The organism is Streptomyces flavofungini (genome assembly GCF_030388665.1).
GTDB classification, from domain to species: domain Bacteria; phylum Actinomycetota; class Actinomycetes; order Streptomycetales; family Streptomycetaceae; genus Streptomyces; species Streptomyces flavofungini_A.
On record NZ_CP128846.1, the window covers coordinates 5979684 to 6004004 of the forward strand.

Below are 24321 nucleotides of genomic sequence, written 5' to 3' on the forward strand. Positions count from 1 at the left end.
CAGGCGGCCCGGTCTAGGCGATCGGGTTCTTGAGGGTCCCCACCAGCTGCAGGGCGCCCGCCGGGTCGGCGAGGTCCAGCATCTGCTCGTTGTCGCGCAGCTGGAGCCGGTTCAGGCAGGACAGCGCGAACTCGGGCGCGAACATGTCGTACTGCCGGAACTTGTCGGCCAGTTCGGGCACGGAGTGCTGGTAGTCGCGGACGCACTCGGCGACCGTGCGCCAGAAGACGTCCTCGTCGACGCGGCCCTCGGTGACGAGGGTCGCGGACAGGAAGCGGAAGAAGCAGTCGAAGACGTCCGTGAGGATCGACAGGAGCTTGCGGTCCTCGGGCACCTCCACGCGGATCCGCTCGACCTCGGGCGGAAGCACGGCCGTCGGGTCCATCACGGCGATCTCCTCGGCGATGTCCTTGAACAGGACCCGGTCGACGACACCGTCCTTCAACACCATGATCACGTTCTCGCCGTGCGGCATGAACACCAGGTCGTAGGCGTAGAAGCAGTGCAGCAGCGGCGTCAGGTAGGCGCGCAGATAGCGGCGCAGCCACTCGGCCGGCGCCAGGCCCGAGCGCTCCATCAGGGCACCCGCGAAGGACGCGCCGTCGCGGTCGGTGTGCAGGAGCGAGGCCATGGTGGCGAGCCGCTCGCCCGCGCCCAGGGCGGGCACCGGGCTCTCGCGCCACAGCGCGGCGAGCATCTTGCGGTACGGCGAGTGGCGGTCGGTCGCCGCCTCGTACTCCAGGTGCCGGTAGCCGACGGCGGCGCGCTCGCGGATGATGCCGAGGCCGGTGGCTTTGAGGACCTGGTCGGAGCGGACGAGGCCGTACAGCCAGTCGTTGATCGCCGGGGTCGCCTTCATGTACGCGGCCGAGAGTCCGCGCATGAAGCCCATGTTGAGGACGGACAGGGCCGTCTTCACATAGTGCTTGGTCGGGGCGGAGGCGTTGAAGAACGTCCGGATCGACTGCTGGGCCAGATACTCGTCGTCGCCCTCGCCCAGGCACACCAGGCGCCGGTCGGCGACCTCGGCGGCGAAGGTCACGGAGAGCTTGTTCCACCACTGCCAGGGGTGGGCCGGGATGAGGAGGTAGTCGGCCGGGTCGAGGTCCTGGGCGCGCAGCACCGCGTCGAACCGGTCCAGGGTCTGCCGGCCCAGCTCGGCCCGCAGGAACGACTCGTACTCCAGGCCCTCGCCCGCGGTGAACGCGGCCCGGTCGCGCCGCGCCGCCAGCCAGATCAGCCGGACGGGGCTCGCGGTCTCGGGAGCGTACGAGAGGTACTCGTGCACGCCGAAGCCGAGCCGTCCGTTGTTGGCGACGAAGCAGGGGTGGCCCTCGGTCATGCCGGTCTCGATCTCCTGGAAGCCGGAGGCGGCGAGCTCGGCGGCCGAGAGGTGCGGCTTGCTGAGTTTGAAGCAGGTGCCGGAGAGGGTGGAGGAGATCTCCTCCAGGTACACCGGCAGGACCTTGTCGCTCAGGCCGAGGGCTCCGCGCAGCTCGGTGAAGAACTCCAGGGCGTTCAGGGGGAGTTCGACGCCGTCGCGGTGGCGGGTGAGGGAGGCCGCGTCGACGGCCCAGTGGTCGAGGGCGAAGACGCGGGCGGCGAAGCGGTAGCGGGTCAGGCCGTCGTCGCTGCGTACGACGTAGCGGCCCGCGCCCAGGTCGTCCGGGACCAGCAGCCGCTCGTGCGCGAACTCGGCAAGAGCTTTGCGGATGAGGAGGCGGTTGGCCTCGGCCCAGCGCTCGGGGTTCAGATGGGCCACGGCCTCGGCCTGGGGGGAGAGGCGCGCGAGGGGTGCGGCGGGCGTCAGGGTCATGTCCGTGCTCCAGAGACTGCGGTGGGGCGTGCTGCTACGGCGTGGCGCACCACGGCCGCCTCGTAACTCTCGCGGGTGCAGAAGCTGAGCAGGGCCCGCTTCTCCGGCTTGTCGATCTCGCGCTCCGGTACGAAGCCGACCTCCTCGTTGAGGCGGTGCACGGCCGTGTTCGTGACGTCGGGTTCGACGACGACGCGGTGGGTGCGCGGGTCGGCGAACAGGTGCTCCATCACCGTGGCGATGACGGCGCGGGTGAAGCCGTGCACCGGCCGGTCGGTGGGGGCGACCAGGAAGTGCATGCCGACGTCGCCGGGCTCGGGCTCGTACAGGCCGACCAGCTCGACGTGGCGGGGGTCGTAGCGCTCCATCAGGAACGCGGGCTCCCCGTCGTGCAGGCCGACGAACGCGTCGTGGTGCTCGGAGGCGGCGATGGCCATGTACTCGCGCTCGATGTCGTGCAGCTTCGCGCCCTGGAGCAGCCAGAAGGCCGCCTTGGGGTGGGTGACCCAGGCGTGTACCAGCTCGGCGTCCGAAATGGGGCCTCCCCTGCTCGAACGGAGTTGAGAGCTTGGGGAAGGGTCGAGGGGGCGCAGGGTGAGGGTGCCGACACCGCGGTCCAGGCTCGGCCTGCGTCTCATGCCGCTCGTGCCGCTCGTCCTGCCCGTCCCTTTCATCCAGCTCATACGGCGAACTCCTGGAAGGCGATGGACTTCTCGACCGGGTAGACCTCGCGGCCGAGCAGCTCACGGATGATGTACGCGTTGCGGTACGGGCCCATGCCGAGGTCGGGGCTGGTCATGGAGTGGGTGTGGACGGCGGCGTTCTGCAGGAAGACGCCCCGGCCGCTGGTGTCCACGGAGTAGTTGCGGGCCACGTCGAAGCGGCCGCGGCCGTCGAATCGCAGGTGCGCGCGCAGCGGCTCCAGGAAGGCGGGGACGGCGTACCGGTAGCCGGTGGCGAGGATCAGGCCCTCCGTCGTCATCTCGAAGTCCTTGCCCTGCTCCTCCTGGCGCAGGCCGAGCGTGTAGACGCCGTTGGTGTACCGGGCCTTCCGCAAGCTCGCGTTGGTGAGCAGCCGGGTGGGCACGGGCCCGTCCAGGTTCTTCTGGTAGAGCAGGTCGAAGATGGCGTCGATCAGCTCCCCGTCGATGCCCTTGAACAGGTTCTTCTGCTCGCTCTCCAGGCGGTAGCGGGTGTCCTCGGGCAGCGAGTGGAAGTAGTCGACGTACTCCGGAGAGGTCATCTCCAGGGTCAGTTTCGTGTACTCCAGGGGGAAGAAGCGCGGCGAGCGGGTCACCCAGTTGAGGCGGTAGCCGTGGGTGTCCATGTCGGCGAGCAGGTCGTAGTAGATCTCCGCGGCGCTCTGGCCGCTGCCGACGATGGTGAGGGAGTTCTTCTTCTGCAGCTCCTCCTTGTGCTCCAGGTAGCGGGAGTTGTGCAGGAAGTCGCCGCCGAGGCCCTCGCAGGCCGCCGGGATGTGGGGCGGGGTGCCGGTGCCGAGGACGAGGTGGCGGGCGCGCAGGGTGTCGCCGGAGTCCGTCGTCACCTCGTACACGCCGTCCGCGTGCGTCACCCGGGTCACGGTCGTGCCGAAGCGGACGGAGGAGAGTTTCCCGGCGGCCCAGCGGCAGTAGTCGTTGTACTCGCGGCGCAGCGGATAGAAGTTCTCGCGGATGTAGAAGGAGTACAGGCGGCCCGACTCCTTCAGGTAGTTCAGGAAGGAGTACGGGGACGTGGGGTCGGCGAGCGTCACCAGGTCCGACATGAACGGCGTCTGCAGGTGGGCGCCGTCCAGGAACATGCCCGCGTGCCACTCGAAGTCCGGCTTGGACTCCAGGAACAGGCCGTTCAGGTCGTCGAGGGGCTCGGTGAGACAGGCCAGGCCGAGGTTGAAGGGCCCGAGGCCGATGCCGATGAAGTCGTGCGTCGGCTGCGCTGCGCGGGGGTCAGCTGGCGCGGTCAAGGTTCTCTCCCAGGTACTGCTCGGCGTGGCCGGCTATCAGATCGAGGACGGCGGCGATGTCGGCGGCCGTGGTCTCGGGGTTGAGCAGGGTGAACTTCAGGTACTGGCGGTCGCCCACCTCGGTGCCCGCGACCACGGCGGCGCCGGAGGCGAACAGGGCCTTGCGGGCGTACAGGTTGGCGCGGTCGATGGCGGCCGGGTCGCAGATCGCCTCCGGGATGTAGCGGAAGACGAGGGTGGACAGGCTCGGCTGGACGACGACGTCGAAGCGCGGGTCGGCGGCGAGCAGGTCGAAGCCCTCGGCGGCCAGGTCGCAGACCTCGTCGAAGAGGTCACCGATGGCGTCGGCGCCCATCACGCGCAGCGTCATCCACAGTTTCAGCGCGTCGAAGCGGCGGGTCGTCTGCAGGGACTTGTCGACCTGGTTGGGGATGCGTTCCTGGACCGCGCGCCGCGGGTTCAGGTACTCGGCGTGGTACGTGGCGTGCCGCAGCGTCGCCGCGTCCCGGACGAGCAGCGCCGACGAACTGACGGGCTGGAAGAACGACTTGTGGTAGTCGACCGTGACGGAGTCGGCGCGCTCGATGCCGTCGAGCAGGTCGCGGCGGGTGCGCGAGGCGAGCAGGCCGCAGCCGTAGGCGGCGTCGACGTGCAGCCACGTCCCGTAGCGCGCGCAGAGGTCGGCGATCTGCGGCAGCGGGTCGATGGAGCCGAAGTCGGTGGTGCCCGCGGTCGCGACGACGGCCATGGGGACGAGGCCCTCGCGGTCGAGACGGGCCAGCTCGCGGGCGAGCGCCACGGTCTGCATGCGCTTGTCGCGGTCGGTGGGGATCGCGATGACGGCGTCCTGGCCGAGGCCCAGCAGTTTCGCGGCCTTCTGGACGCTGAAGTGGCCGACCTCGGAGGCGAGGACGCGCAGCCGGGCGGGGGAGTCCGTCTTGGCCTCCTCGCGGGCGAGCAGCAGGGCCTGCAGGTTGGACTGGGTGCCGCCGGAGGTGAACACGCCGTCGGCGGCGGGTCCGAGGCCGACGCGCTCGGCGGTCCAGTCGATCAGGCGGCGCTCGATGAGGGTGCCGCCCGCGGACTGGTCCCAGGTGTCCAGGGAGGAGTTCACGGCGGTCAGGACGGCCTCGCCGAGCACGGCCGGGATGACGACCGGGCAGTTGAGGTGGGCCAGGTAGCGGGGGTGGTGGAAGTAGACGGCGTCGCGCAGGTACAGCTCGTCCAGCTCGTCGAGGGCGGCGCCGGTGTCGTGCAGCGGGGTGTCGAGGTCGACGGCCTCGACGCGGGGGGAGAGGGCGTCCGCGCAGACGCCGGTGAACGGACGGGAGGTGGTGGCGATTCTGGCCGCCACCCGCTCGACTCCTTCCGTCACGGAGGTGCGGTATCGCTCCGTGGTGGTGTCATTGAGCAGGTGCGAGCGCATGAACTGTCCTCCAGGTGAGGGGACTTGGTCGCGCCCCCGGGACAGGGCACAGCAGGGAGGGCCGAGGGCGCGACATGGAACTTAGGTTAGCCTAACCTAAGTTTATCGCGACAGGGGTCTGGGCCCCCTTCTGTCCCACAGGTCACCCGGAAACTCACGAGCCATCCACAAACCCACAGGTCACAAACGCACGGCTCGAACAACACAGCGCCGCCCGGCTGCGAAGAGCAGCCGGGCGGCGCTGGGGATATTTGAGCCTGTCCGGCGATTGAGGACGAGCCGGGCCGCAGGCCGCGATTCAGCGGCGCGCCAAGGCCGACGTGCACCGCCCCGACGGTCAGGAGACCTTCTTCGCCTTCTCGATGGCCTCCGCCAGGTCCTGAAGGATCGGCGCGCACTTGGCGTACGAGAAGATCGGCTCCGTCACGCGCGGGATGACCTGCCCGGCCTTGACGGCGGGCAGCTTGCCCCAGGTCGGCTTCTGCTTCGCGAGGTCCGCGGGCTGCAAGGCCGACGTGCGGTTGTCCATCATGATCACGTCGGCCTCGTACTGGTCGACGTTCTCCCAGGACAGGTTCTCGAACCAGCCCCCGCTCTCCTTCTTGGCCTTCTCCGGCGGCTCGACGATGTTCACGCCGAGCGCCTTGAAGTACTCCAGGTCGGCGGAGAGGTCGGAGCCGGAGACGTAGAAGATCTCCGCGCTCGCCGAGCCGACCAGGACCTTGATCTCCGGGCGGGACTTCGCGGCCTTGCGCAGCCGCTCCGCCGCGGCCTCGAAGCGCTTCTTCGCCGTGACGACCTTGTCGGACTTCACGTCAGCGCCGAGCGACTCGGCGAGGTCGAGGATGCGCTCCAGGGGCTTGGTCATCTGCCGGTCGTAGACGGAGATCCCGACGCTCGGGGCGAGCTTCAGGATCTTGTCCTTGGACTGCTCGGGGACGTACCAGAGGGTGCCCTTGTCGTCGAACATCGTGGAGATCAGGACGTCCGGCTGGAGGCCCACGTACTTCTCGATGTTGAACTGGTCCCAGGCGTTGCCGAGGACGGTCACCTTGCTGATGTCCATGTCGCCGGCCTGGACGTCCGCCTTGCCGTCCTTGGTCTTCGTCGGGCCGAAAACCCCCTTGACCTCGATGCCGTAGTCGTACAGCGCCGCCGCGACGCCGGTGAACGCCACGATGTTCGCGGGCGTCGAGTCGGTCTCGGCGGTCTTGCCGCGGTCGTCCTTGAAGGACCAGGGGCCGCCGTCCTTCGTGCCGCTGCCCGAGCCGCCGCTCTTGTCCTTCTTCTCGTCACCGCAGGCGGCGAGGACGGCGGTGAGCCCGAGGGCGCCGCCCGCGGCGAGGATGCCGCGGCGCGAGGGCGTGCGGAGGCTGTGGGACATGAGGTCTCTGCTTTCGTACGGGGCACTGGCCGGAAGTGGTGCTTAGGTTAACCTAACCTTGCTTCCGGTCCAGTGGGCCCCCGCTCCGGCCGGTGACCCCGCCTCGGTCGGCGGCCTCCCGCACCCTCAGCGGGGGAGGCCCGGCTCCCGGGTGGCCTCCCGCACCCTCAGCGGGATAGGCCCGGATCCCGGGTGGCCCCCCGCACCCTCAGCCGGTGAGGCCCAGCTCCCGGGCGATCAGCATGCGCTGCACCTCGCTCGTGCCCTCGCCGATCTCCAGGATCTTGGAGTCCCGCCACATCCGCGCCACCGGGTACTCGTTCATGAAGCCGTACCCGCCGTGGATCTGCGTGGCCTCGCGCGCGTTGTCGACGGCGACCGTCGAGGAGTACAGCTTCGCGAGCGCCGCCTCCTTCTTGAACGACTCGCCGGAGACGAGCCGCGAGGCCGCGTCGCGCCAGGCGAGGCGGGCCGTGTGCGCCTTCATCTCCATGTCGGCGATCTTGAACTGGATGGCCTGGTTGCTGCCGATCGGCCGCCCGAACGCGTGCCGCTCCTTGGCGTACTTCACCGACTCGTCCACACAGCCCTGCGCGAGCCCCGTGCCGAGCGCCGCGATCGCGATCCGGCCCTCGTCCAGGATCCGCAGGAACTGCGCGTACCCGCGCCCGATCTCACCGAGCAGGTTCGCCTTCGGCACCCGCACGTCGGCGAACGACAGCTCCCGGGTGTCCGAGGCGTTCCAGCCGACCTTCGAGTACGGCGCCGCGACCGTGAAGCCCGGCGTGCCGGACGGCACGATGATCGAGGAGATCAGCGGCTTGCCCGCGTCCGTGCGCCCCGTGACGGCCGTGACCGTGACCAGGCCCGTGATGTCGGTCCCGGAGTTGGTGATGAAGCACTTCGTGCCGTTGATGACCCACTCGTCGGTCGCCTCGTCCAGGCGCGCCGTCGTGCGCGTACCGCCCGCGTCGGAGCCGCCGTCCGGCTCGGTCAGGCCGAAGGCGCCCAGGATCTCGCCGGAGCACAGGCGCGGCAGCCACTCCCGCTTCTGCTCCTCGGTGCCGAACAGGTGCAGCGGCATCGCGCCGAGCGAGACGCCCGCCTCCAGCGTGATCGCCACGGACGAGTCGACGCGCGCCAGCTCCTCCAGGGCGATGCCGAGCGCCAGGTAGTCGCCGCCCATGCCGCCGTACTCCTCGGGGAAGGGCAGTCCGAACAGCCCCATGCGGCCCATCTCGCGCACGATCTCGTACGGGAACTCGTGCCGCTCGTAGAGGTCGCCGATCTTCGGGGCGACCACGTCGTGGGCGAACGCCTCGACGGTGCGCCGGAGTTCCTCGTGTTCGGGGGAGAGGTGGTGGTCCATCGTTCTCACTGCTCCTGGTGGGAGAGGGCACGCACGGTGCGGGACGGGCTCGGTCGGCCCAGCTGGCCGGCCATCCACACGCTGGTGGCGGTGAGACGGCCGAGGTCGACCCCGGTCTCGATGCCGAGGCCGTGAAGCATCCACACGAGGTCTTCGGTGGCGAGGTTTCCGGTGGCGCTCTTGGCGAACGGGCAGCCGCCGAGGCCGCCCGCGGAGGCGTCCACGGTGGTCACTCCGTGCTGCAGGGCCGCCAGGGTGTTGGCGAGCGCCTGGCCGTAGGTGTCGTGGAAGTGCACGCCGACGCGGTCCGTGGGCACGCCCTGTTCGTTGAGCGTGGCGAGCAGTTCCTGTACGTGTCCCGGGGTGGCCACGCCGATGGTGTCGCCGAGGCTCAGCTCGTCGCAGCCCATGTCGAGCAGCGCCTTGCAGACCCTGACGACCTGCGCGATCGGGACGGCGCCCTCCCAGGGGTCGCCGAAGCACATCGACAGATAGCCGCGCACGTGCACCCGGTCGTGCGCGCTCTCCGCCTCCTTCGCCCGCGCCACCACGGGCTCGAACATGGCGAGCGCCTCGTCCACCGTGCGGTTCAGGTTGGCCTTGGCGAAGGACTCGGTGGCGCTCGCGAACACGGCCACGCGGCGGGCGCCGAGCGCGAGGGCGCGGTCCAGGCCGCGGGCGTTCGGGACCAGGACGGGCAGGTGCACGCCCTTGGTCCGCGCGAGGTCGTCGAGGAGCGGGAACAGGTCCTCCGCGTCGGCCAGTTGGGGCACCCACTTGGGGTGCACGAAGCTGGTCGCCTCGATGGTGGTGAGGCCCGCGTCGGCGAGACGGTGGACGAACTCCGCCTTCACCTCGGTGGGCACGGTCGCCTTCTCGTTCTGCAGGCCGTCGCGCGCGCCCACCTCGTGGATGCGGACGCGGGGCGGCAGGTCCTCGGCCGGGACGACCATCGGCAGGGCGCCGGGTGCTCGTGCGGTCATGACGCGTCCTCCTCCGCGGGGGCCACCACGGCCAGGACCTGGTCCATGGCGACCGTGGTGCCCGGGGTGACGTCCAGTTCGGTGACGGTGCCGGCGTGCGGCGCGGAGATGACGTGCTCCATCTTCATGGCCTCCACCACCAGCAGGCTCTGGCCCGCCGTCACCTCGTCGCCCGGGGCCACCTTGACGACCGTCACGGTGCCGGGCATCGGGGCCGTGAGCGCGTCCACGCCCGCGTGGGCGGCGCCGCTGAGCGCGGCCTCCACGGGGTCGTGGTCCCGCACGTCCCAGGCGTCGCCGTCACGGCCGAGCCAGGTGCCGGTGCGGTGGAAGGTGTGGGTGCGGCCGTCGAGGTGGAGGGTGACGGTGGTCGGCCCTGCCGGGGGCTCCCCGAGCCCACCCCTTCCCGAAACCGGGGGCAGGCCCCCGGGCCCCTGGGCCGTCTCCCCCGAGGGGAGCTGGATCTCGGTGCCCTCGGCACCGGGGCGGGTGCGGACGACGACCGGTTCGTGCCCCGGCACGCGCAGGTGGTGCACCGTCCACGCGGCTTCGCCGCCGAGCCGCCACCCGCTGGGTACGGAGAAAGGGTCCTGCCATTCGTTCGCGGTCGTGCCCACCCGGCCCGCGGGGCGGGACGGTTGAGCCCACCCGGCCCGCACCAACGCCGCCGCCCCGTACACCTCCACCGGAACGTCCGCGTCGACCAGGCCCTCGGCCTCCCGCTCCACGAGCCCCGTGTCCAGCTCCCCGGCCACCACCGCCGGGTGCGCCAACAGCCGCCGCAGGAACCCCGCGTTCGTCGGCACCCCCAGGGTCACCGTCTCCGCGAGCGCGGCCCGCAACTTCCGCAGGGCCGTCGCCCGGTCGGGCCCGTACGCGATGACCTTCGACAGCATCGGGTCGTACAGGCTCCCGACCTCCGTGCCCTCGCTGAGCCCGGAGTCGGTGCGCACCCCGTCGCCGGACGGCTCGTGCAGGGCGAGGACGGTCCCGCCGGACGGCAGGAAGCCCCGCGCGCCCTTCTTGAAGGACACCGTCTCGGCGCAGACGCGGGCCTCGACCGCGTGACCGGTCAGCGTGATGTCGTCCTGCGCGAAGGCGAGGCGCTCGCCGGAGGCGACCCGCAGCTGCCACTCGACCAGGTCGAGGCCGGTGATCAGCTCCGTGACGGGGTGCTCGACCTGGAGACGGGTGTTCATCTCCATGAAGTAGTACGAGGCGGGGTCGTCACCGGGGACGATGAACTCGACGGTGCCCGCGCCGACGTACCCGCAGGAGCGCGCGGCCTCCACGGCGGCGGCGCCCATCGCGGCGCGCGTCGCCTCGTCGAGCAGGACGCTGGGCGCCTCCTCGATGATCTTCTGGTGGCGCCGCTGCAGGGAGCACTCGCGCTCGCCGAGGTGGACGACGTTGCCGTGCGCGTCGGCGAGCACCTGGATCTCGATGTGCCGGGGCCGGTCCACCCACCGCTCCACGAGGAGGGTGTCGTCGCCGAAGGAGGAGCGGGCCTCGCGCCGGGCGGCGGCGATCTCGTCGCCGAGGAGGGCGGCGTCCCGGACCAGGCGCATGCCCTTGCCGCCGCCGCCCGCGGAGGGCTTCAGGAGCACGGGGGTGCCGATCTCGCGGGCGGCGTCGACGAGTTGGGCGTCGGTGAGGCCGCTGCCCGAGGAGCCGGGGACGACGGGGACGCCGGCCTCGCGCACGGTCTCCTTGGCGCGGATCTTGTCGCCCATCAGGTCGATCGCGGCGGCGGGCGGTCCGATGAACGCGAGGCCGGCGTCCGCGCAGGCCGCCGCGAAGGCGGCGTTCTCGGCCAGGAAGCCGTAGCCGGGGTGGACGGCCTGGGCGCCGGACGCGGCGGCGGCAGCCAGGAGCCGCTCGGCCGACAGATAGCTCTCGGCGGCCGGGGCGGGCCCGAGCCGCACCGCCGTGTCGGCCTCGCGGACGTGCCGGGCGTCGGCGTCGGCGTCGGAGAAGACGGCCACCGAACGGACGCCGAGCGCCCGCAGCGTACGGATGACGCGGACGGCGATCTCGCCCCGGTTGGCCACAAGGACTGTGTCGAACATGCTCATGGGGTCTGGTCCCTCACATCCGGAAGACGCCGAAGCCGCGTTCGCCCAAGGGCGCCCCGGCACACGCGGTCAGAGCCAGGCCGAGCACCTGGCGGGTCTCCAACGGGTCGATGACCCCGTCGTCCCACAGCCGTGCCGTGGCGTAATAGGCGTTGCCCTGCTGTTCGTACTGCGCGCGGACCGGGGCCTTGAAGGCGTCCTCGTCCTCGGCCGACCACTGTTCGCCGCGTCCTTCGAGCTGGTCGCGCTTGACGGTGGCGAGGACGGACGCCGCCTGCTCGCCGCCCATCACGGAGATCTTGGCGTTGGGCCACATCCACAGGAAGCGCGGCGAATAGGCCCGGCCGCACATCGAGTAGTTGCCCGCTCCGTAGCTGCCGCCAACCACCACCGTCAGCTTCGGGACCCGGGTGCAGGCCACGGCCGTGACCATCTTCGCGCCGTGCTTGGCGATGCCCCCGGCCTCGTAGTCACGGCCGACCATGAAGCCGGAGATGTTCTGCAGGAAGACCAGCGGGATGCCGCGCTGGTCGCACAGCTCGATGAAGTGGGCGCCCTTCTGGGCGGACTCGGAGAACAGGATGCCGTTGTTCGCGACGATGCCGACGGGGTGGCCGTGGATGTGCGCGAAGCCCGTCACCAGGGTCTGGCCGTACTCGGACTTGAACTCGGCGAAGCGCGAGCCGTCCACGACGCGGGCGATGACCTCGCGGACGTCGTAGGGGGTGCGGGAGTCCGTCGGCACCGCGCCGTACAGACCGAGCGGGTCGACCTTCGGCTCCTCGACCGGGCGGACCTCCCAGGGGAGGGCCCCGCGCGCGGGGAGCGTGGAGACGATCGTGCGGACGATGCGCAGGGCGTGCGGGTCGTCCTCGGCGAGGTGGTCGGTGACGCCCGACACCCGGGAGTGGACCTCGCCGCCGCCCAGCTCCTCGGCCGTGACGACCTCGCCGGTGGCGGCCTTCACCAGGGGCGGGCCGCCGAGGAAGATCGTGCCCTGGTTGCGGACGATCACGGCCTCGTCGCTCATCGCGGGGACGTACGCGCCGCCCGCCGTGCAGGAGCCGAGGACCGCCGCGATCTGCGGGATGCCCGCGCCGGACATCCGCGCCTGGTTGTAGAAGATCCGCCCGAAGTGCTCGCGGTCGGGGAACACCTCGTCCTGCATCGGCAGGAAGGCGCCGCCCGAGTCGACCAGGTAGAGGCAGGGGAGGCGGTTCTCCAGGGCGACCTCCTGCGCCCGCAGGTGCTTCTTGACCGTCATCGGGTAGTACGTCCCGCCCTTGACGGTCGCGTCGTTGGCGACGATCACGCAGTCGCGCCCGCTGACCCGGCCGACGCCCGCGATGACACCGGCGGCCGGGGCGGCGCCGTCGTACATGCCGTCGGCCGCGAGCGGGGCCAGTTCGAGGAACGGCGAGCCGGGGTCGAGGAGGGCGTCCACGCGGTCGCGCGGCAGCAGCTTGCCGCGTGCCACGTGCCGCTGCCGGGCGCGCTCGCCGCCGCCGAGCCGGGCCGCCGCGAGTTTGCCGCGCAGCTCCTCGGCCAGGGCGCGGTGCGCCGCCTCGTTCGACCGCCAGGCTTCCGAGGCGGGGTCCGCCGCGCTCGCGAGGACTGGTGCCTGTTGCATCCGCTGTGCTCCCACTGTTAGTGAGCGTTAACGTATGGCGCCAAGGTTAACGACCGCTAACCGTGCTGTCTAGAATTGCTTCCATGGCCACCAGGACCGACGCCCCCACCCGCCGTGAGCAGATCCTCAAGGAAGCCGCCAGGCTCTTCGCCGAGCGCGGCTTCCACGGCGTCGGCGTGGACGAGATAGGGGCCGCCGTCGGGATCAGCGGGCCCGGCCTCTACCGCCACTTCGCGGGCAAGGACGCGATGCTGGCCGAGCTGCTCGTGGGGATCAGTGAGCAGTTGCTGCGGGGCGGTGAGCGCCGGGCCGCGGAGGCCGCGGGGTCGCCCGGCGCCGTGCTCGACTCGCTCATCGAGGGCCACATCGACTTCGCCCTCGACGACCGCCCGTTGATCACTCTCCACGACCGGGAGCTGGACCGCCTGCGGGACAGCGACCGCAAGCTGGTGCGCTCGCTCCAGCGGCGGTACGTGGAGCTGTGGGTGACCGCGGTGCGGGAGGTGTACCCGGGTCTCGCCGAGGCGGAGGCGCGGGCGTCCGTGCACGCGGTGTTCGGCCTCCTCAACTCGACCCCGCACCTGGGCCGCCCGGGGTCGCTGCCGGACCGGGAGGGGACGGCGGGGCTGTTGCGCCGGTTGGCGCACGGGGCGCTGGCGGCGGCGGTGGCGGAGCGCTGAGCGACGGCGGTCACTGAATTCGCCCTGGACGGTCACCGCGACCCGCGGGTAACCTCACCCTGAGCAAGCGCTTAGTAAACTGCGCCGTCGCCAGAGGGAGCCAAGCCGTGCGCCGTACTGTCTTCAACGAGGACCACGAGGCATTCCGGGAGACCGTCCGGGCCTTCATCGAGGCCGAGGTCGTGCCCGTGTACGACGAGTGGTTCGCGGCGGGCCAGGCGCCGAGGGACTTCTACTACAAGCTCGCCGACCTCGGCGTCTTCGGCATCCGCGTCCCCGAGGAGTTCGGCGGCGCGGGCATCGACTCGCACAAGTTCGAAGCCGTCATGTACGAGGAGACGGCCCGCGCGGGCGTCTCCTTCGGCGGCTCCGGCGTGCACGTCCTGCTCGGTCTGCCCTACATCGAGATGCTCGCCACCGACGAGCAGAAGAAGCGCTTCCTGCCCAAGTTCGTCTCCGGCGAGGAGATGTGGGCGCTCGCCATGACCGAGCCCGGCACCGGCTCCGACGTCGCGGGCATGAAGACCACCGCGAAGCTCTCCGAGGACGGCACGCACTACGTCCTCAACGGCGCCAAGACCTTCATCACCGGCGGCGTGCACGCCGACCGCGTCATCGTCTGCGCCCGCACCTCCGCCCCTCGTGAGGACGACCGCCGCTTCGGCATCTCCCTCTTCGCCGTCGACACCAAGTCCGAGGGCTACTCGGTGGGCCGCAAGCTCGACAAGCTCGGCCTGAAGGTCTCCGACACCGCCGAGCTGGCCTTCGTCGACGTCAAGGTCCCGGTCGAGGACCTGCTCGGCGAGGAGAACAAGGGCTTCGGCTACCTCGGCCACAACCTCGCCTCCGAGCGCTGGGGCATCGCCTTCGGCGCCTACGCGCAGGCCAAGGCCGCCGTGCGGTTCGCCAAGGAGTACGTCCAGGAGCGTGCCGTCTTCGGCAAGTCCGTCGCCTCCTTCCAGAACACCAAGTTCGAACTGGCCGCCTGCCAGGCCGAGGTGGACGCGGCCGAGGCCGTCGCCGACCGCGCCCTGGAGGCCCTGGACGCGGGCGAGCTGACCCCCGCCGAGGCCGCGAGCGCCAAGCTGTTCTGCACCGAGGTCGCCCACCGCGTCATCGACCGCTGCCTCCAGCTCCACGGCGGCTACGGCTTCATGAACGAGTACCCGATCGCCCGCCTGTACGCGGACAACCGCGTCAACCGCATCTACGGCGGCACCAGCGAGGTCATGAAGATGATCATCGCGAAGTCGATGGGCCTGTAACTCGCCGATGAGCGAGGAACTCGAAAGACTGCTCGGCCTCCTCGACCTGGAACGGGTCGAGGAGGACATCTTCCGCGGCGTCAGCCGGACGTCGCTCGTGCCGCGCGTCTTCGGCGGCCAGGTCGCCGCGCAGGCCCTGGTCGCCGCCGGGCGCACCGTCCCCGGCGAGCGTTCCCCGGACTCTCGGCTTCGCGCGAGCGGGGGAGGCCGCAACGCGCACTCCCTGCACGCCTATTTCCTGCGCCCCGGCGACCCCGGCGCGTCCATCGTCTACACCGTCGACCGCATCCGCGACGGGCGCTCCTTCACCACGCGCCGCGTCGTCGCCGTGCAGCACGGCCAGCCGATCTTCCACCTCTCGGCCTCGTTCCAGGAGTACGAGGAGGGGCTCGACCACCAGGACGGGATGCCGCCCGCGCCCGACCCCGAGACGCTGCCCACGGCCGCCGAGTCGCTGCCCGGGTACGAGGACGTCCTCGGGCCCGACGTCGTGCGGCGGCTCCTCGAAGCGCGGGCCGCCGTCGACCTGCGCTACGTGGACGAACCGCCGTTCGCCAGCGTGGGCGCGCCCCGGCAGGCGCGGTCCCAGGTGTGGTTCCGCACCAACGGCAAGCTCGGCGCGGAGCCCGCGGGCTCGCTCCTGCACCTGTGCCTCGCCACGTACGTCTCCGACATGACGCTCCTCGACTCCGTGCTGCTCGCCCACGGGCGCGGCGGCTGGGCCGTCGGGGACGTCGTCGGCGCGTCCCTCGACCACGCCATGTGGTTCCACCGGCCCTTCCGGGCGGACGAGTGGCTCCTCTACGACCAGGAGTCTCCGTCGTCCGGCGGCGGGCGCGGCCTCGGGCAGGGGCGGATCTGGACGAGGGACGGGAAGCTGGCGGTGACCGTGATCCAGGAGGGCGTGGTCCGGGTACCCCGGGGCTAGGGCGTTTCCGGCCGCCCCGCTCTCCCGATTCCGGCCCACTGCCCCAACGTGGGCGAAACCGCAGCCGAAAGCACCTTCACCGTCCTCGTCGCCGCCCTCGCGGGCCTCGGCATCGCCGTCGCCAAAGCCGTCGCGGGAGTCGTGCTCGCCCGGGCGGACTCCTCGGCGGCCCGCTCACCGGCTCCGGCGCGTGGGACGGCGTCGCGTCGCTGTGCATCGGCGTGCTGCTCGTGTACGTGGCCCGGGTGCTCGGGCACGCCACCGCGGAGCTGTTGATCGGGCGGCCGTTGCCCGCGCCCGGCCGGGCGGTGGTGCGGGCCGAACTCCTCGCGGATCCGCACGTGGTGTCCGTCCTGGAGCCGACCACGCTGCTCCAGGGGCTAGAGAGGCTCTGGTCGCCGCGAAGGCGAACGTCCGGGACGGGTCCACGGCCGCCGACATCGAGGTGGCCCGCGACCGGATGGCGCGGCGGATCAAGGACCGCTTCCCCGCGGTGAGCCGGGTGTACTTGGACCCGACGCCGGGGCGCCGTCGTTGAACGTGGGACGGTCTTACGCGGCCAGCCCGGCCGCGTCCAGGAGGTAGGCCGTCATCGGGTCGTAGAACCGCGGGCTCGTCACGTGGTCGTCCAGCGGCACCGTGACCTGGACGGTGCCCTCGGCCTCGCCGATGAACAGGGCGGGGTCGTTGCAGTCCGCGTACCCGACGGAGTCGATCCCGCGCTGGCCCGCGCGGCCCGCCCAGCCGTGGTCGGCGACCACGAGGTCCGGCAGCGGCCGCTCCTCGCGAAGGAGCCCGTCCAGGATCGCGTTCATCGGCTCCGGCGAGTGCGTGTGCCACAGCGTCGCGCCGCGCTCCAGGACGGCGACGTCCGCGAACTGGAAGACGAAGCCCTCGTCGGCGGTGAGCCCCTCCGGGATGACGACGATCTCGCAGCCCGCGGCGCGCAGCGCGGCCGCCGTCGCGCGGTGCACGTCGAGCAGACCGCCGGGGTGACCGGTCGCGAACAGCACGCGCTCCTTGGCGGACGCGGCCTTGCGCAGCCGTCCCGCCATCCGCTCCAGGGCGTCGACGGTCAGCTCCGGGTCGATCGTGTCCTGACCCTGGCGGTACTCGGGGTCGTCGTTCACGCCGCAGCGCTCGGCCATCACCGCGAGCACGTCCTGCTCGTCGCTCCAGCGGTCGCCCAGTTCCAGGCCCAGCCAGTAGTGGCGGTCGCCGTTCGCGAGCTTGCGGTAGTGGGAGAGGTTGTTGTCGCGGGGCGTCGCGACATCGCCCGCGATGCGGGTGCGGACGAGATGATCGACGAGCGCGGCGCGGCTGGGTATCGGCATGCGTCCCATTGTGCCGTCGTCAACGACCCCGGCGCGGGCCGTCCCGCAGGCCGGACCTGTGCGGCGACTCACGTCCGAGGCGGCGAGGACCCGGGCGGTGCGGCGGAGGGAGACGTTCCGTCCGTGCGCCCCAACGCGAACCACAGCTCCATGCGGACGTCCGGGTCGTCCAGGTCCGCGTCGAGCAGCGTCGCGCAGCGGGTGACGCGCTGGCGGACGGTGTTGCGGTGCACGGCGAGGGCGGCGGCCGTGCGGTCCCAGCTGCCGTGCAGGGACAGCCAGGTGCGCAGCGTCTCGGCCAGCGGGCCGTGGTCGCCGAGCGGGGCGAGCAGGGTCCGCGCGTGCGCGTCGGCCTCTTCGGGCGCGACGAGTCCGGCGAGGCCGGTCTCGCGGTGCCGCACCAACGGCACCCGGGTCGCCTCGGCCCGGCGCAGGGCCCGCGCGGCCTGCGCGTCGGCGGCGGGCAGCGCCCCGGCCCCGGCGGGCGCGGACACCCCGAGCGTCCAGCCGGTCTGCGGAGCGGGCTCCCGGTCGGCGGGCAGGAGGAGGCGTACGGGGCGGGCGGGGCTGTCGTCCCGGGCGCCGCTGCGGGGCTGTTTGCGGCCGTCGGCCGTCGTGCCGCTGTGGTGGGTCTGCTTGTGGCCGTCGGTCGTCGTGCCGCCGTCGTGGGGCTCCTCCTGGCCCTCGGTCGCCGTTCCGCCACGACCGCCCCGGCCGCCGCCGTCGCCCGCCCCGCCCCCGCCGGCCCCCCTCCCGTCGTCCGCGAGCACGCTGCCGAGGGCCGCCGCCAGGGACGCCGGGGTGGCCGGTGTCCGCTCGTGGTCGCCGCCGCGCACGCGGGCGTGGACGACGGTCCACCGCTCCGCGCCGAGCAGCGGCGCCACGTCCTCGGGGGCCGCGCCGACCAGCAGCCGGACCAGCGCCGCCGACCGGGCCGACTCGGCCGCGCCCTGGTGCGGGGCGGTCAGGAGCGACAGGAGCACGGCGGCGACCCCGGCCAGCGTGTGGTCGCCCGGCTCCCGCTGCCGCGTGGCGACCCCGAGGGCGAGGCCGTGCGCCCCGGCGAGGGCGTACGCGGCGAGGTGGATCCCGGCGACCGTGTCGGTGGCGGAGGCGGGCGCGGGGCGCGGGGCGCGCTGGGACTGTTCCAGCGCCGCGCCCGAGCCCGTGCCGCCCGAGCCCGTGCCCCCGCCCGGGTTCACCACCCCCACCAGCCGTCCCAGGGCCGCCCCCGCCTCCGGCTCCGGTGGTGTGCCCGCGCTCTGCGTGGGGGTGCCGTCGGCCCCGTACAGCGCCGCGTACCCGCCGAGGCGTGCCGCGAGTTGGCGGAGCAGGGCCGGGACCGGGTCCGGGCGGGACGCCGCTGCCGCCAGGCCCTGCTGGGCCTGGGTGACACGGCGGAGTTCGGCGTGCCTGGCCTCGGCCATGAGCTGCCACACCGCGCGGGCGATGCCGCTGAAGGTCGTGCGCGGGGGGACCTCCAGGAGCGGGAGGCCGTGGCGTTCGCAGGCGTCGACCAGGGCCCGCGGCACCGTGTCGTGCACCGGAGCCACCCCGAAGCCGAGCGCGGCCCCGCCCGCGGCCACGATGCGCTCCGCGTAGGCGTCGAGGTGGTCCGTCGCGCCGTCGGCGTCCGCCGCCGGGACGTGCACCCCGGCTGTGAGCAGCAGCTCGCCGCCCAGCAGGTACGGGTAGGGGTCGGCCATCTCCGAGGTGTGCACCCAGTGCACGACGGCGCCGGTGCGCGCCGCGTCCGGGCCCGCGATCTGGCGCAGACCCAGCTCCTCGTGGGCGAGCAGGGCGGTCAGGGGCACGGGCGGGGTGGGTGGTGCGGCCGCGAGGGTGTCCGGGGCGTCGGCCATGGATGGTTCCTCCATAAACGGCTCGGAGAGTGTAGGAAACGTACACTTCAGCGTCGCTTTCCGGCCACCTAGGGTCGTGCCGACCGAGGCCTCGGGTACGGGCGGATGTCCCCGCGGCCGGTCACCGCGGCGTCAGCGCCGCACTCCACCCGCACGACACGCCACCGACCGAGCGCGCAAGGAGGCCCCATGGCCGTCGACTACACAGTGATCGTCGTCTACCTCGCCGGGATGCTGGCCATGGGCTGGTGGGGCATGCGCCGCGCCAAGTCCAAAGCCGAGTTCCTCGTGGCGGGGCGGCGCCTCGGGCCGTGGATGTACTCCGGCACGATGGCCGCGATCGTCCTCGGTGGCGCCTCCACCATCGGCGGCGTCGGCCTCGGCTACACCCACGGCCTGTCCGGCGCGTGGATGGTGTTCACCATCGGCCTCGGCCTGCTCGCGCTGTCGATCTTCTTCTCGGCCCGCATCGCCCGGCTGCGCGTCTACACCGTCTCCGAGATGCTCGACCTGCGCTACGGCGGCCGCGCGGGCGTCCTCTCCGGCGTCGTCATGTGGGCGTACACGCTGATGCTCGCGGTCACCTCGACCATCGCGTACGCCACCATCTTCGACGTCCTCTTCGACATGAACCGCACGCTCGCCATCGTCATCGGCGGCTCCATCGTCGTCGCGTACTCCACCCTCGGCGGCATGTGGTCCATCACGCTGACCGACATGGTGCAGTTCGTCGTCAAGACGGTGGGTGTCCTGCTGCTGCTCCTGCCCATCGCCGTCGTCAAGGCCGGCGGCTTCGGGGAGATGCGCGACAAGCTGCCCGACGCGTACTTCGCGCCGCTCGGCGTCGGCGCCGAGACGATCTTCACGTACGTCCTGATCTACACGTTCGGCATGCTCATCGGGCAGGACATCTGGCAGCGCGTCTTCACCGCGCGCAGCGACAAGGTCGCCCGGTACGGGGGGACCGTCGCCGGGACGTACTGCCTCGTGTACGCCCTCGCCGGGGCCGTCATCGGGACCGCCGCGAAGGTCATGTACCCGAAGCTGCCCAGCGCCGACGCTGCCTTCGCCACCATCGTCAAGGACGAACTGCCCATGGGTGTACGGGGGTTGGTGCTCGCCGCCGCCCTCGCCGCCGTCATGTCCACCTCGTCCGGGGCGCTCATCGCCTGCGCGACCGTCGCCAACAACGACATCTGGGCGCGGGTGCGGGGCGTGGTGCGCGCGGACGCCGGTGCGGGGGAGCCGCACGACGAGGTGAAGGGCAACCGGCTCTTCATCCTCGTCATGGGCGTCGCCGTCATCTGCGTCTCCATCGCCCTCAACGACGTCGTCCAGGCGCTCACCGTCGCCTACAACCTGCTGGTGGGCGGGCTGCTCGTGCCCATCCTCGGCGGGTTGCTGTGGCGGCGCGGGACCGGGGCGGGGGCGCTGGCCGCCGTCGTCGCCGGCGGGGTCTCGGTCATCGGCCTCATGTGGCACTACGGCATCCTCGCCAACGAGCCCATCTACTACGGGCTGCTCACCTCGCTCGTCGTGTACGTGGGCGTGTCCCTTGCCACGCCGCCGACGGATCCGGTCGTGCTTGCGGCTTGGCGTGAGCGGGTCGCTGGGCGCGGGGCCGAACCGGTGGCGGCGGAGGCGTCGGTGACCGCATGAGAAGTCCCCGAACCACCCCTTCCCAGAAACCGGGGGCTGCCGCCCCCTGGACCCCCGCTGATCGGCGCTTCGCGCCTCGTCCTCAATCGCCGGACGGGCTAGAACATGTGCGGCTGAGTTCTTAGCCCCTCCGGCGATTGAGGAGCGGGGTCTGGGGCGGAGCCCCGGTCTCGGGAAAGGGGCGGGACTGGGGCGCACCCGCGAGGACCACGACCGCGCGACACTTGACCACGTACAACCAGCCATACCAGGAGGAACCCGACCATGAGCAGCAGCGTGACGAACGAACCCCGTGGCCCTGTCGACTCCTCGCGCGTCCCGCGCTACGCGGGCCCCGCGACGTTCGCCAGGCTGCCCCGCCTCGACGAGGTCGGCACGACGGACATCGCGGTCGTCGGCGTCCCCTTCGACACGGGCGTGTCGTACCGCCCGGGCGCCCGCTTCGGCGGGAACGCGATCCGGGAGGCGTCCCGCCTCCTGCGGCCCTACAACCCGGCCCAGGACGCGTCCCCCTTCGCGCTCGCCCAGGTCGCCGACGCGGGCGACATCGCGGCGAACCCGTTCAACATCAACGAGGCCGTGGAGACGATCGAGGCGGCCGCCGACGACCTCCTCGCGACCGGCGCGCGCATGATGACGCTCGGCGGCGACCACACCATCGCGCTGCCGCTGCTGCGGTCCATGGCGAAGAAGCACGGCCCGGTCGCGCTCCTTCACTTCGACGCGCACCTGGACACGTGGGACACGTACTTCGGCGCGGAGTACACGCACGGCACCCCGTTCCGCCGGGCCGTGGAGGAGGGCATCCTCGACACCTCGGCGCTCAGCCACGTCGGCACCCGCGGCCCGCTGTACGGCCGCAAGGACCTCACCGACGACGAGAAGATGGGCTTCGGCATCGTCACCTCGTCGGACATCTACCGCCGCGGCGCCGACGAGGTCGCCGACCAGCTGCGCCAGCGCATCGGCGACCGGCCGCTGTACATCTCCATCGACATCGACTGCCTGGACCCGGCGCACGCCCCGGGCACGGGCACACCGGAGGCCGGCGGCATGACCTCCCGCGAGCTCCTGGAGATCCTGCGCGGCCTGTCCTCCTGCAACCTCGTCTCCGCCGACGTCGTGGAGGTCGCGCCCGCCTACGACCACGCCGAGATCACGGCCGTGGCCGCCTCCCACACCGCGTACGAGCTGACGACGATCATGTCCCGGCAGATCGCCGGTGCCCGCGACGCCGCCATGATCCAGGAGATCGCCGCCCAGGGCACCGTGGAGGCCGCCCGGTGACCCACGACCACGACCTGGTCCTGCGCCCCACCGAGGCGCAGACCCGGGCCGCGCTGAACGCTCCCCCCGGCCGCAACGGCGGTGACCTCGTCGTCGAGACCCTCCAGGGCCTCGGCGCCACCACCGTCTTCGGCCTGCCGGGGCAGCACGCGCTCGGCATGTTCGACGCGCTGCGCCGCTCCTCCCTGCGGTACGTGGGGCTGCGGGTGGAGAACAACACCGGCTTCGCCGCCGACGCGTACGGCCGGATCACCGGCGAGGCCGCCCCGCTGCTCCTGTCGACCGGGCCCGGCGCGCTCACCTCGCTGGCCGCGCTCCAGGAGGCCGCCGCCGGGTCGTCGCCGGTGCTCGCCATCGGCAGCCAGATCCCGGTCGCCGGGCTCGGCGGCGGACGCCACGGCTATCTGCACGAACTGCGGGACCAGCAGGCCTCGTTCCGGGACGTGGTGAAGTCCGTGCACACCGTGCGGACCGCCTCGCAGATCCCCTCCGCCGTCGCCGCCGCCTGGCAGTCCGCGCTCACCGCGCCGCACGGTCCCGTGTGGGTGGAGATCCCCCAGGACGTGCTCCTCGCCGAGACCACGGTGCCGGTCGTCACGGCCGTCGACGCCACCCCGCACGAGCTCGTGCCCCGGCCCGAGCTCACCGCCGTGGCCGCCGACCTGCTCACCCGCGCCGAGCGGCCCGCGATCATCGCGGGCGGCGGTGTCGTGCGCGCCGACGCCTCCGGCAAGCTGCGCGCGCTCGCGGAGCGGCTGAACGCGCCCGTCGTCACGACCTTCGGCGGCAAGGGCGCCTTCCCCTGGGAGCACCCCCTCTCGCTCCAGTCGTGGCTGGAGGACCGGCACACCACCGACTTCCTGGAGGACGCCGACGTGCTCCTCGTCGTCGGCTCGGGTCTCGGTGAACTCTCCTCCAACTACCACACGTTCAAGCCCCGCGGCCGGGTCGTCCAGATCGAGGCCGACCTCGGCAAGCTGGAGTCCAACCACCCGGCGCTCGGCATCCACGCGGACGCCAGGATCGCCCTGTCGGCGCTCCTGGAGACCGTCGGGGAGCGGCCCGACCCGGCCGCCCCCGAGCGGGTGCGGCGCGTCCTCGCCGCCGTCCGGGAGCGGATCGACAGCCAGGAGCTGACCCTGGAGCAGGACGTCCTCGCCGCCGTGCGGGCCGCCCTGCCCGACGGGTCCCCGTCCTTCTGGGACATGACGATCCTGGCCTACTGGGCCTGGTCCGCCTTCGACGCGCGGCAGCCGGGCACCATGCACTCCGCGCAGGGCGCGGGCGGCCTCGGCTACGGCTTCCCCGCCGCGCTCGGCGCCGCCGCGGCCGACCCGACCCGGCCCGTCCTCGCGGTCTCCGGCGACGGCGGCGCGATGTACTCGATCGCGGAGCTGGCCTCGGCCAGGCAGCACGGCCTCGACGTGACCTGGCTGATCGTCGACGACGGCGGCTACGGCATCCTGCGCGAGTACATGGCGGACGCCTTCGGCGAGGCGACCGGCACGGAGCTGGCCCGGCCGGACTTCGTGGCGCTCGCCGAGTCCTTCGGGGTACCGGGCGTGCGGACCTCGCCGGAGCGGCTGCGGGACGACCTGGCGAAGGCGCTTGCCGAGCCGGGGCCGAGCGTGGTCGTGCTGCCGGCGGTGCTGCGGATGTTCGCGCCCACGCACCTGGACGCGAACTGATCACCCGTGGCGGCCGTCGGGAGGTGACACGCGGCGCAAGCGGGTCGTCCACATCTTCACCGAGCGGAAGGTGACCGAACCCTTGAACATCGACATCCTCAAGGAGGAGGGCATGCCGGCCAACTCGTTCTGGAGGTCGAGGCGCACGCCACAACCGAAAGGACCGTGACTCGGTCCGCACACCTGTGGACATGGCGTGCGCGCTCAATCAGTGCCGAGAGCGTGTTGTGCGGGGACGTGGGCGGCGACGGCGGTGTAGGCGACTTCGGCCCTGCGGGCCGGTGACGTGTCGGCCGGTGCATGGGCCAGGAAGTCGCGGGTGGTGCCGGTGAAGTGGATGCGCCCGTCGGTGAGTACGGTGACGTGCTGGGCCTCTTCGGCGAGGTCGCCGACGTCGTGTGTGGACATCAGCACGCGCACGTCGTCGGTCGCCAGGTCCCGGATGAGGTCACGGAAGACGCGGCGCTGGGTGGGGTCCAGTCCGGCGGTGGGCTCGTCCAGGAGCAGGACCGTGGCGTCGTGGACGAGGGCGGAGGCGACACCGACGCGGCGCAGCTGGCCGCCGGAGAGGTGCTTCGTCTTGATGTCCGCGCGGTCGGCGAGTTCGACCCGGGTGAGGGCCTGGAGGGCGGCGGTCCAGGCGTCGGTGCGGTTCATGCCTTTGAGCCAGCCGGTGTAGGCGACCTGTTCGCGGGCGGTGAGGCCGGTCATGGCGGTGATGGCCTGCGGCATCCAGGCCACGCGCTGCCGGTACTCCCGGGTGTGGGAGCCGAGGCGACCCAGGCGCACATGGCCCGTCGTGGGGAGGGTGACTCCGGCGGCCAGCTTGAGCAGGGTCGACTTTCCGGCGCCGTTGGGGCCGAGGAGGACGGTGAAGCCGTCCGGGACGGTGTAAGTCAGCTGGCTGAGCACAGGCGGCTTCCTGCGCGCGTAGGCGAAGGTGCACGCTTCGAGCTGGATCGGCATGTCCGG

The 24321-nt window shown here is 72.1% G+C and carries 18 protein-coding genes and 1 pseudogene; 7 read left to right on the forward strand and 12 right to left on the reverse strand.

Annotated elements, in window-relative coordinates:
- Positions 1 to 13: 13 nt before the first annotated feature.
- From QUY26_RS25415 to QUY26_RS25455, 9 genes are all read right to left on the reverse strand, one after another.
- A complete protein-coding gene (locus QUY26_RS25415) occupies positions 14 to 1816 on the reverse strand; it encodes an IucA/IucC family protein (RefSeq protein ID WP_289950527.1) in 1803 nt (600 codons plus the stop codon).
- Positions 1813 to 2454, reverse strand: a complete 642-nt coding sequence (locus QUY26_RS25420) for a GNAT family N-acetyltransferase (RefSeq protein WP_436840527.1) — start codon at positions 2452 to 2454, stop codon at positions 1813 to 1815. Before QUY26_RS25420 ends, QUY26_RS25415 begins: the two co-directional genes overlap by 4 nt.
- Positions 2455 to 2495: 41 nt before the next feature.
- Positions 2496 to 3779: a lysine N(6)-hydroxylase/L-ornithine N(5)-oxygenase family protein gene (locus QUY26_RS25425; protein WP_289950532.1), complete on the reverse strand. Its 1284-nt coding sequence runs from the start codon at positions 3777 to 3779 to the stop codon at positions 2496 to 2498.
- Entirely contained in the window at positions 3763 to 5205 is a 1443-nt protein-coding gene (locus QUY26_RS25430; RefSeq protein ID WP_289950533.1) for a pyridoxal phosphate-dependent decarboxylase family protein, read from the reverse strand. Before QUY26_RS25430 ends, QUY26_RS25425 begins: the two co-directional genes overlap by 17 nt.
- Positions 5206 to 5542: 337 nt before the next feature.
- Positions 5543 to 6589 (reverse strand): ABC transporter substrate-binding protein, encoded by a 1047-nt coding sequence (locus tag QUY26_RS25435; protein ID WP_289950535.1) that lies wholly within the window; start codon positions 6587 to 6589, stop codon positions 5543 to 5545.
- Positions 6590 to 6797: 208 nt separating this feature from the next.
- Entirely contained in the window at positions 6798 to 7958 is a 1161-nt protein-coding gene (locus QUY26_RS25440) for an acyl-CoA dehydrogenase family protein (RefSeq protein WP_289950537.1), read from the reverse strand.
- 5 nt (positions 7959 to 7963) lie between these two features.
- Positions 7964 to 8941, reverse strand: coding sequence for a hydroxymethylglutaryl-CoA lyase (locus QUY26_RS25445; RefSeq protein WP_289950539.1), 978 nt, complete (start codon positions 8939 to 8941; stop codon positions 7964 to 7966).
- Entirely contained in the window at positions 8938 to 11010 is a 2073-nt protein-coding gene (locus QUY26_RS25450) for a biotin carboxylase N-terminal domain-containing protein (protein WP_289956015.1), read from the reverse strand. The genes QUY26_RS25445 and QUY26_RS25450 overlap by 4 nt, the downstream gene beginning before the upstream one ends.
- Positions 11011 to 11029: 19 nt before the next feature.
- Entirely contained in the window at positions 11030 to 12646 is a 1617-nt protein-coding gene (locus QUY26_RS25455) for a carboxyl transferase domain-containing protein (RefSeq protein ID WP_289950540.1), read from the reverse strand.
- An 83-nt stretch (positions 12647 to 12729) separates the two neighbouring features.
- On the opposite strand from QUY26_RS25455, the gene QUY26_RS25460 reads away from it, so the two are divergent.
- The 4 genes and pseudogenes from QUY26_RS25460 to QUY26_RS25475 form a co-directional block, all read left to right on the forward strand.
- Entirely contained in the window at positions 12730 to 13326 is a 597-nt protein-coding gene (locus QUY26_RS25460; RefSeq protein ID WP_289950542.1) for an SACE_7040 family transcriptional regulator, read from the forward strand.
- 107 nt (positions 13327 to 13433) lie between these two features.
- The gene (locus tag QUY26_RS25465) at positions 13434 to 14591 is read left to right on the forward strand and encodes an acyl-CoA dehydrogenase family protein (RefSeq protein ID WP_289950545.1); all 1158 of its coding nucleotides are present in this window, start codon (positions 13434 to 13436) and stop codon (positions 14589 to 14591) included.
- Between the two features lie 7 nt (positions 14592 to 14598).
- Positions 14599 to 15519 (forward strand): acyl-CoA thioesterase, encoded by a 921-nt coding sequence (locus QUY26_RS25470; protein WP_289950547.1) that lies wholly within the window; start codon positions 14599 to 14601, stop codon positions 15517 to 15519.
- Between the two features lie 126 nt (positions 15520 to 15645).
- Positions 15646 to 16057, forward strand: a pseudogene (locus QUY26_RS25475) (cation transporter); the annotation flags it as partial.
- A 13-nt stretch (positions 16058 to 16070) separates the two neighbouring features.
- Here QUY26_RS25475 and QUY26_RS25480 read toward each other — a convergent pair.
- Both QUY26_RS25480 and QUY26_RS25485 read right to left on the reverse strand, forming a co-directional pair.
- Positions 16071 to 16853: a phosphatase gene (locus QUY26_RS25480; RefSeq protein ID WP_289950548.1), complete on the reverse strand. Its 783-nt coding sequence runs from the start codon at positions 16851 to 16853 to the stop codon at positions 16071 to 16073.
- 68 nt (positions 16854 to 16921) lie between these two features.
- Positions 16922 to 18715, reverse strand: coding sequence for a PucR family transcriptional regulator (locus tag QUY26_RS25485; protein ID WP_289950549.1), 1794 nt, complete (start codon positions 18713 to 18715; stop codon positions 16922 to 16924).
- 189 nt (positions 18716 to 18904) lie between these two features.
- On the opposite strand from QUY26_RS25485, the gene QUY26_RS25490 reads away from it, so the two are divergent.
- From QUY26_RS25490 to QUY26_RS25500, 3 genes are all read left to right on the forward strand, one after another.
- Positions 18905 to 20374 (forward strand): sodium:solute symporter, encoded by a 1470-nt coding sequence (locus tag QUY26_RS25490; RefSeq protein ID WP_289950550.1) that lies wholly within the window; start codon positions 18905 to 18907, stop codon positions 20372 to 20374.
- Between the two features lie 264 nt (positions 20375 to 20638).
- Positions 20639 to 21661, forward strand: coding sequence for an agmatinase (gene speB / locus QUY26_RS25495; protein ID WP_289950552.1), 1023 nt, complete (start codon positions 20639 to 20641; stop codon positions 21659 to 21661).
- Positions 21658 to 23349 carry a thiamine pyrophosphate-binding protein gene (locus QUY26_RS25500; protein WP_289950554.1) on the forward strand — a complete coding sequence of 564 codons (1692 nt, stop codon included), beginning with the start codon at positions 21658 to 21660 and terminating at the stop codon, positions 23347 to 23349. The genes speB and QUY26_RS25500 overlap by 4 nt, the downstream gene beginning before the upstream one ends.
- Before the next feature lie 204 nt (positions 23350 to 23553).
- Here QUY26_RS25500 and QUY26_RS25505 read toward each other — a convergent pair whose 3' ends face one another.
- The gene (locus tag QUY26_RS25505) at positions 23554 to 24315 is read right to left on the reverse strand and encodes an ABC transporter ATP-binding protein (RefSeq protein WP_289950555.1); all 762 of its coding nucleotides are present in this window, start codon (positions 24313 to 24315) and stop codon (positions 23554 to 23556) included.
- Between the last annotated feature and the right edge of the window lie 6 nt (positions 24316 to 24321).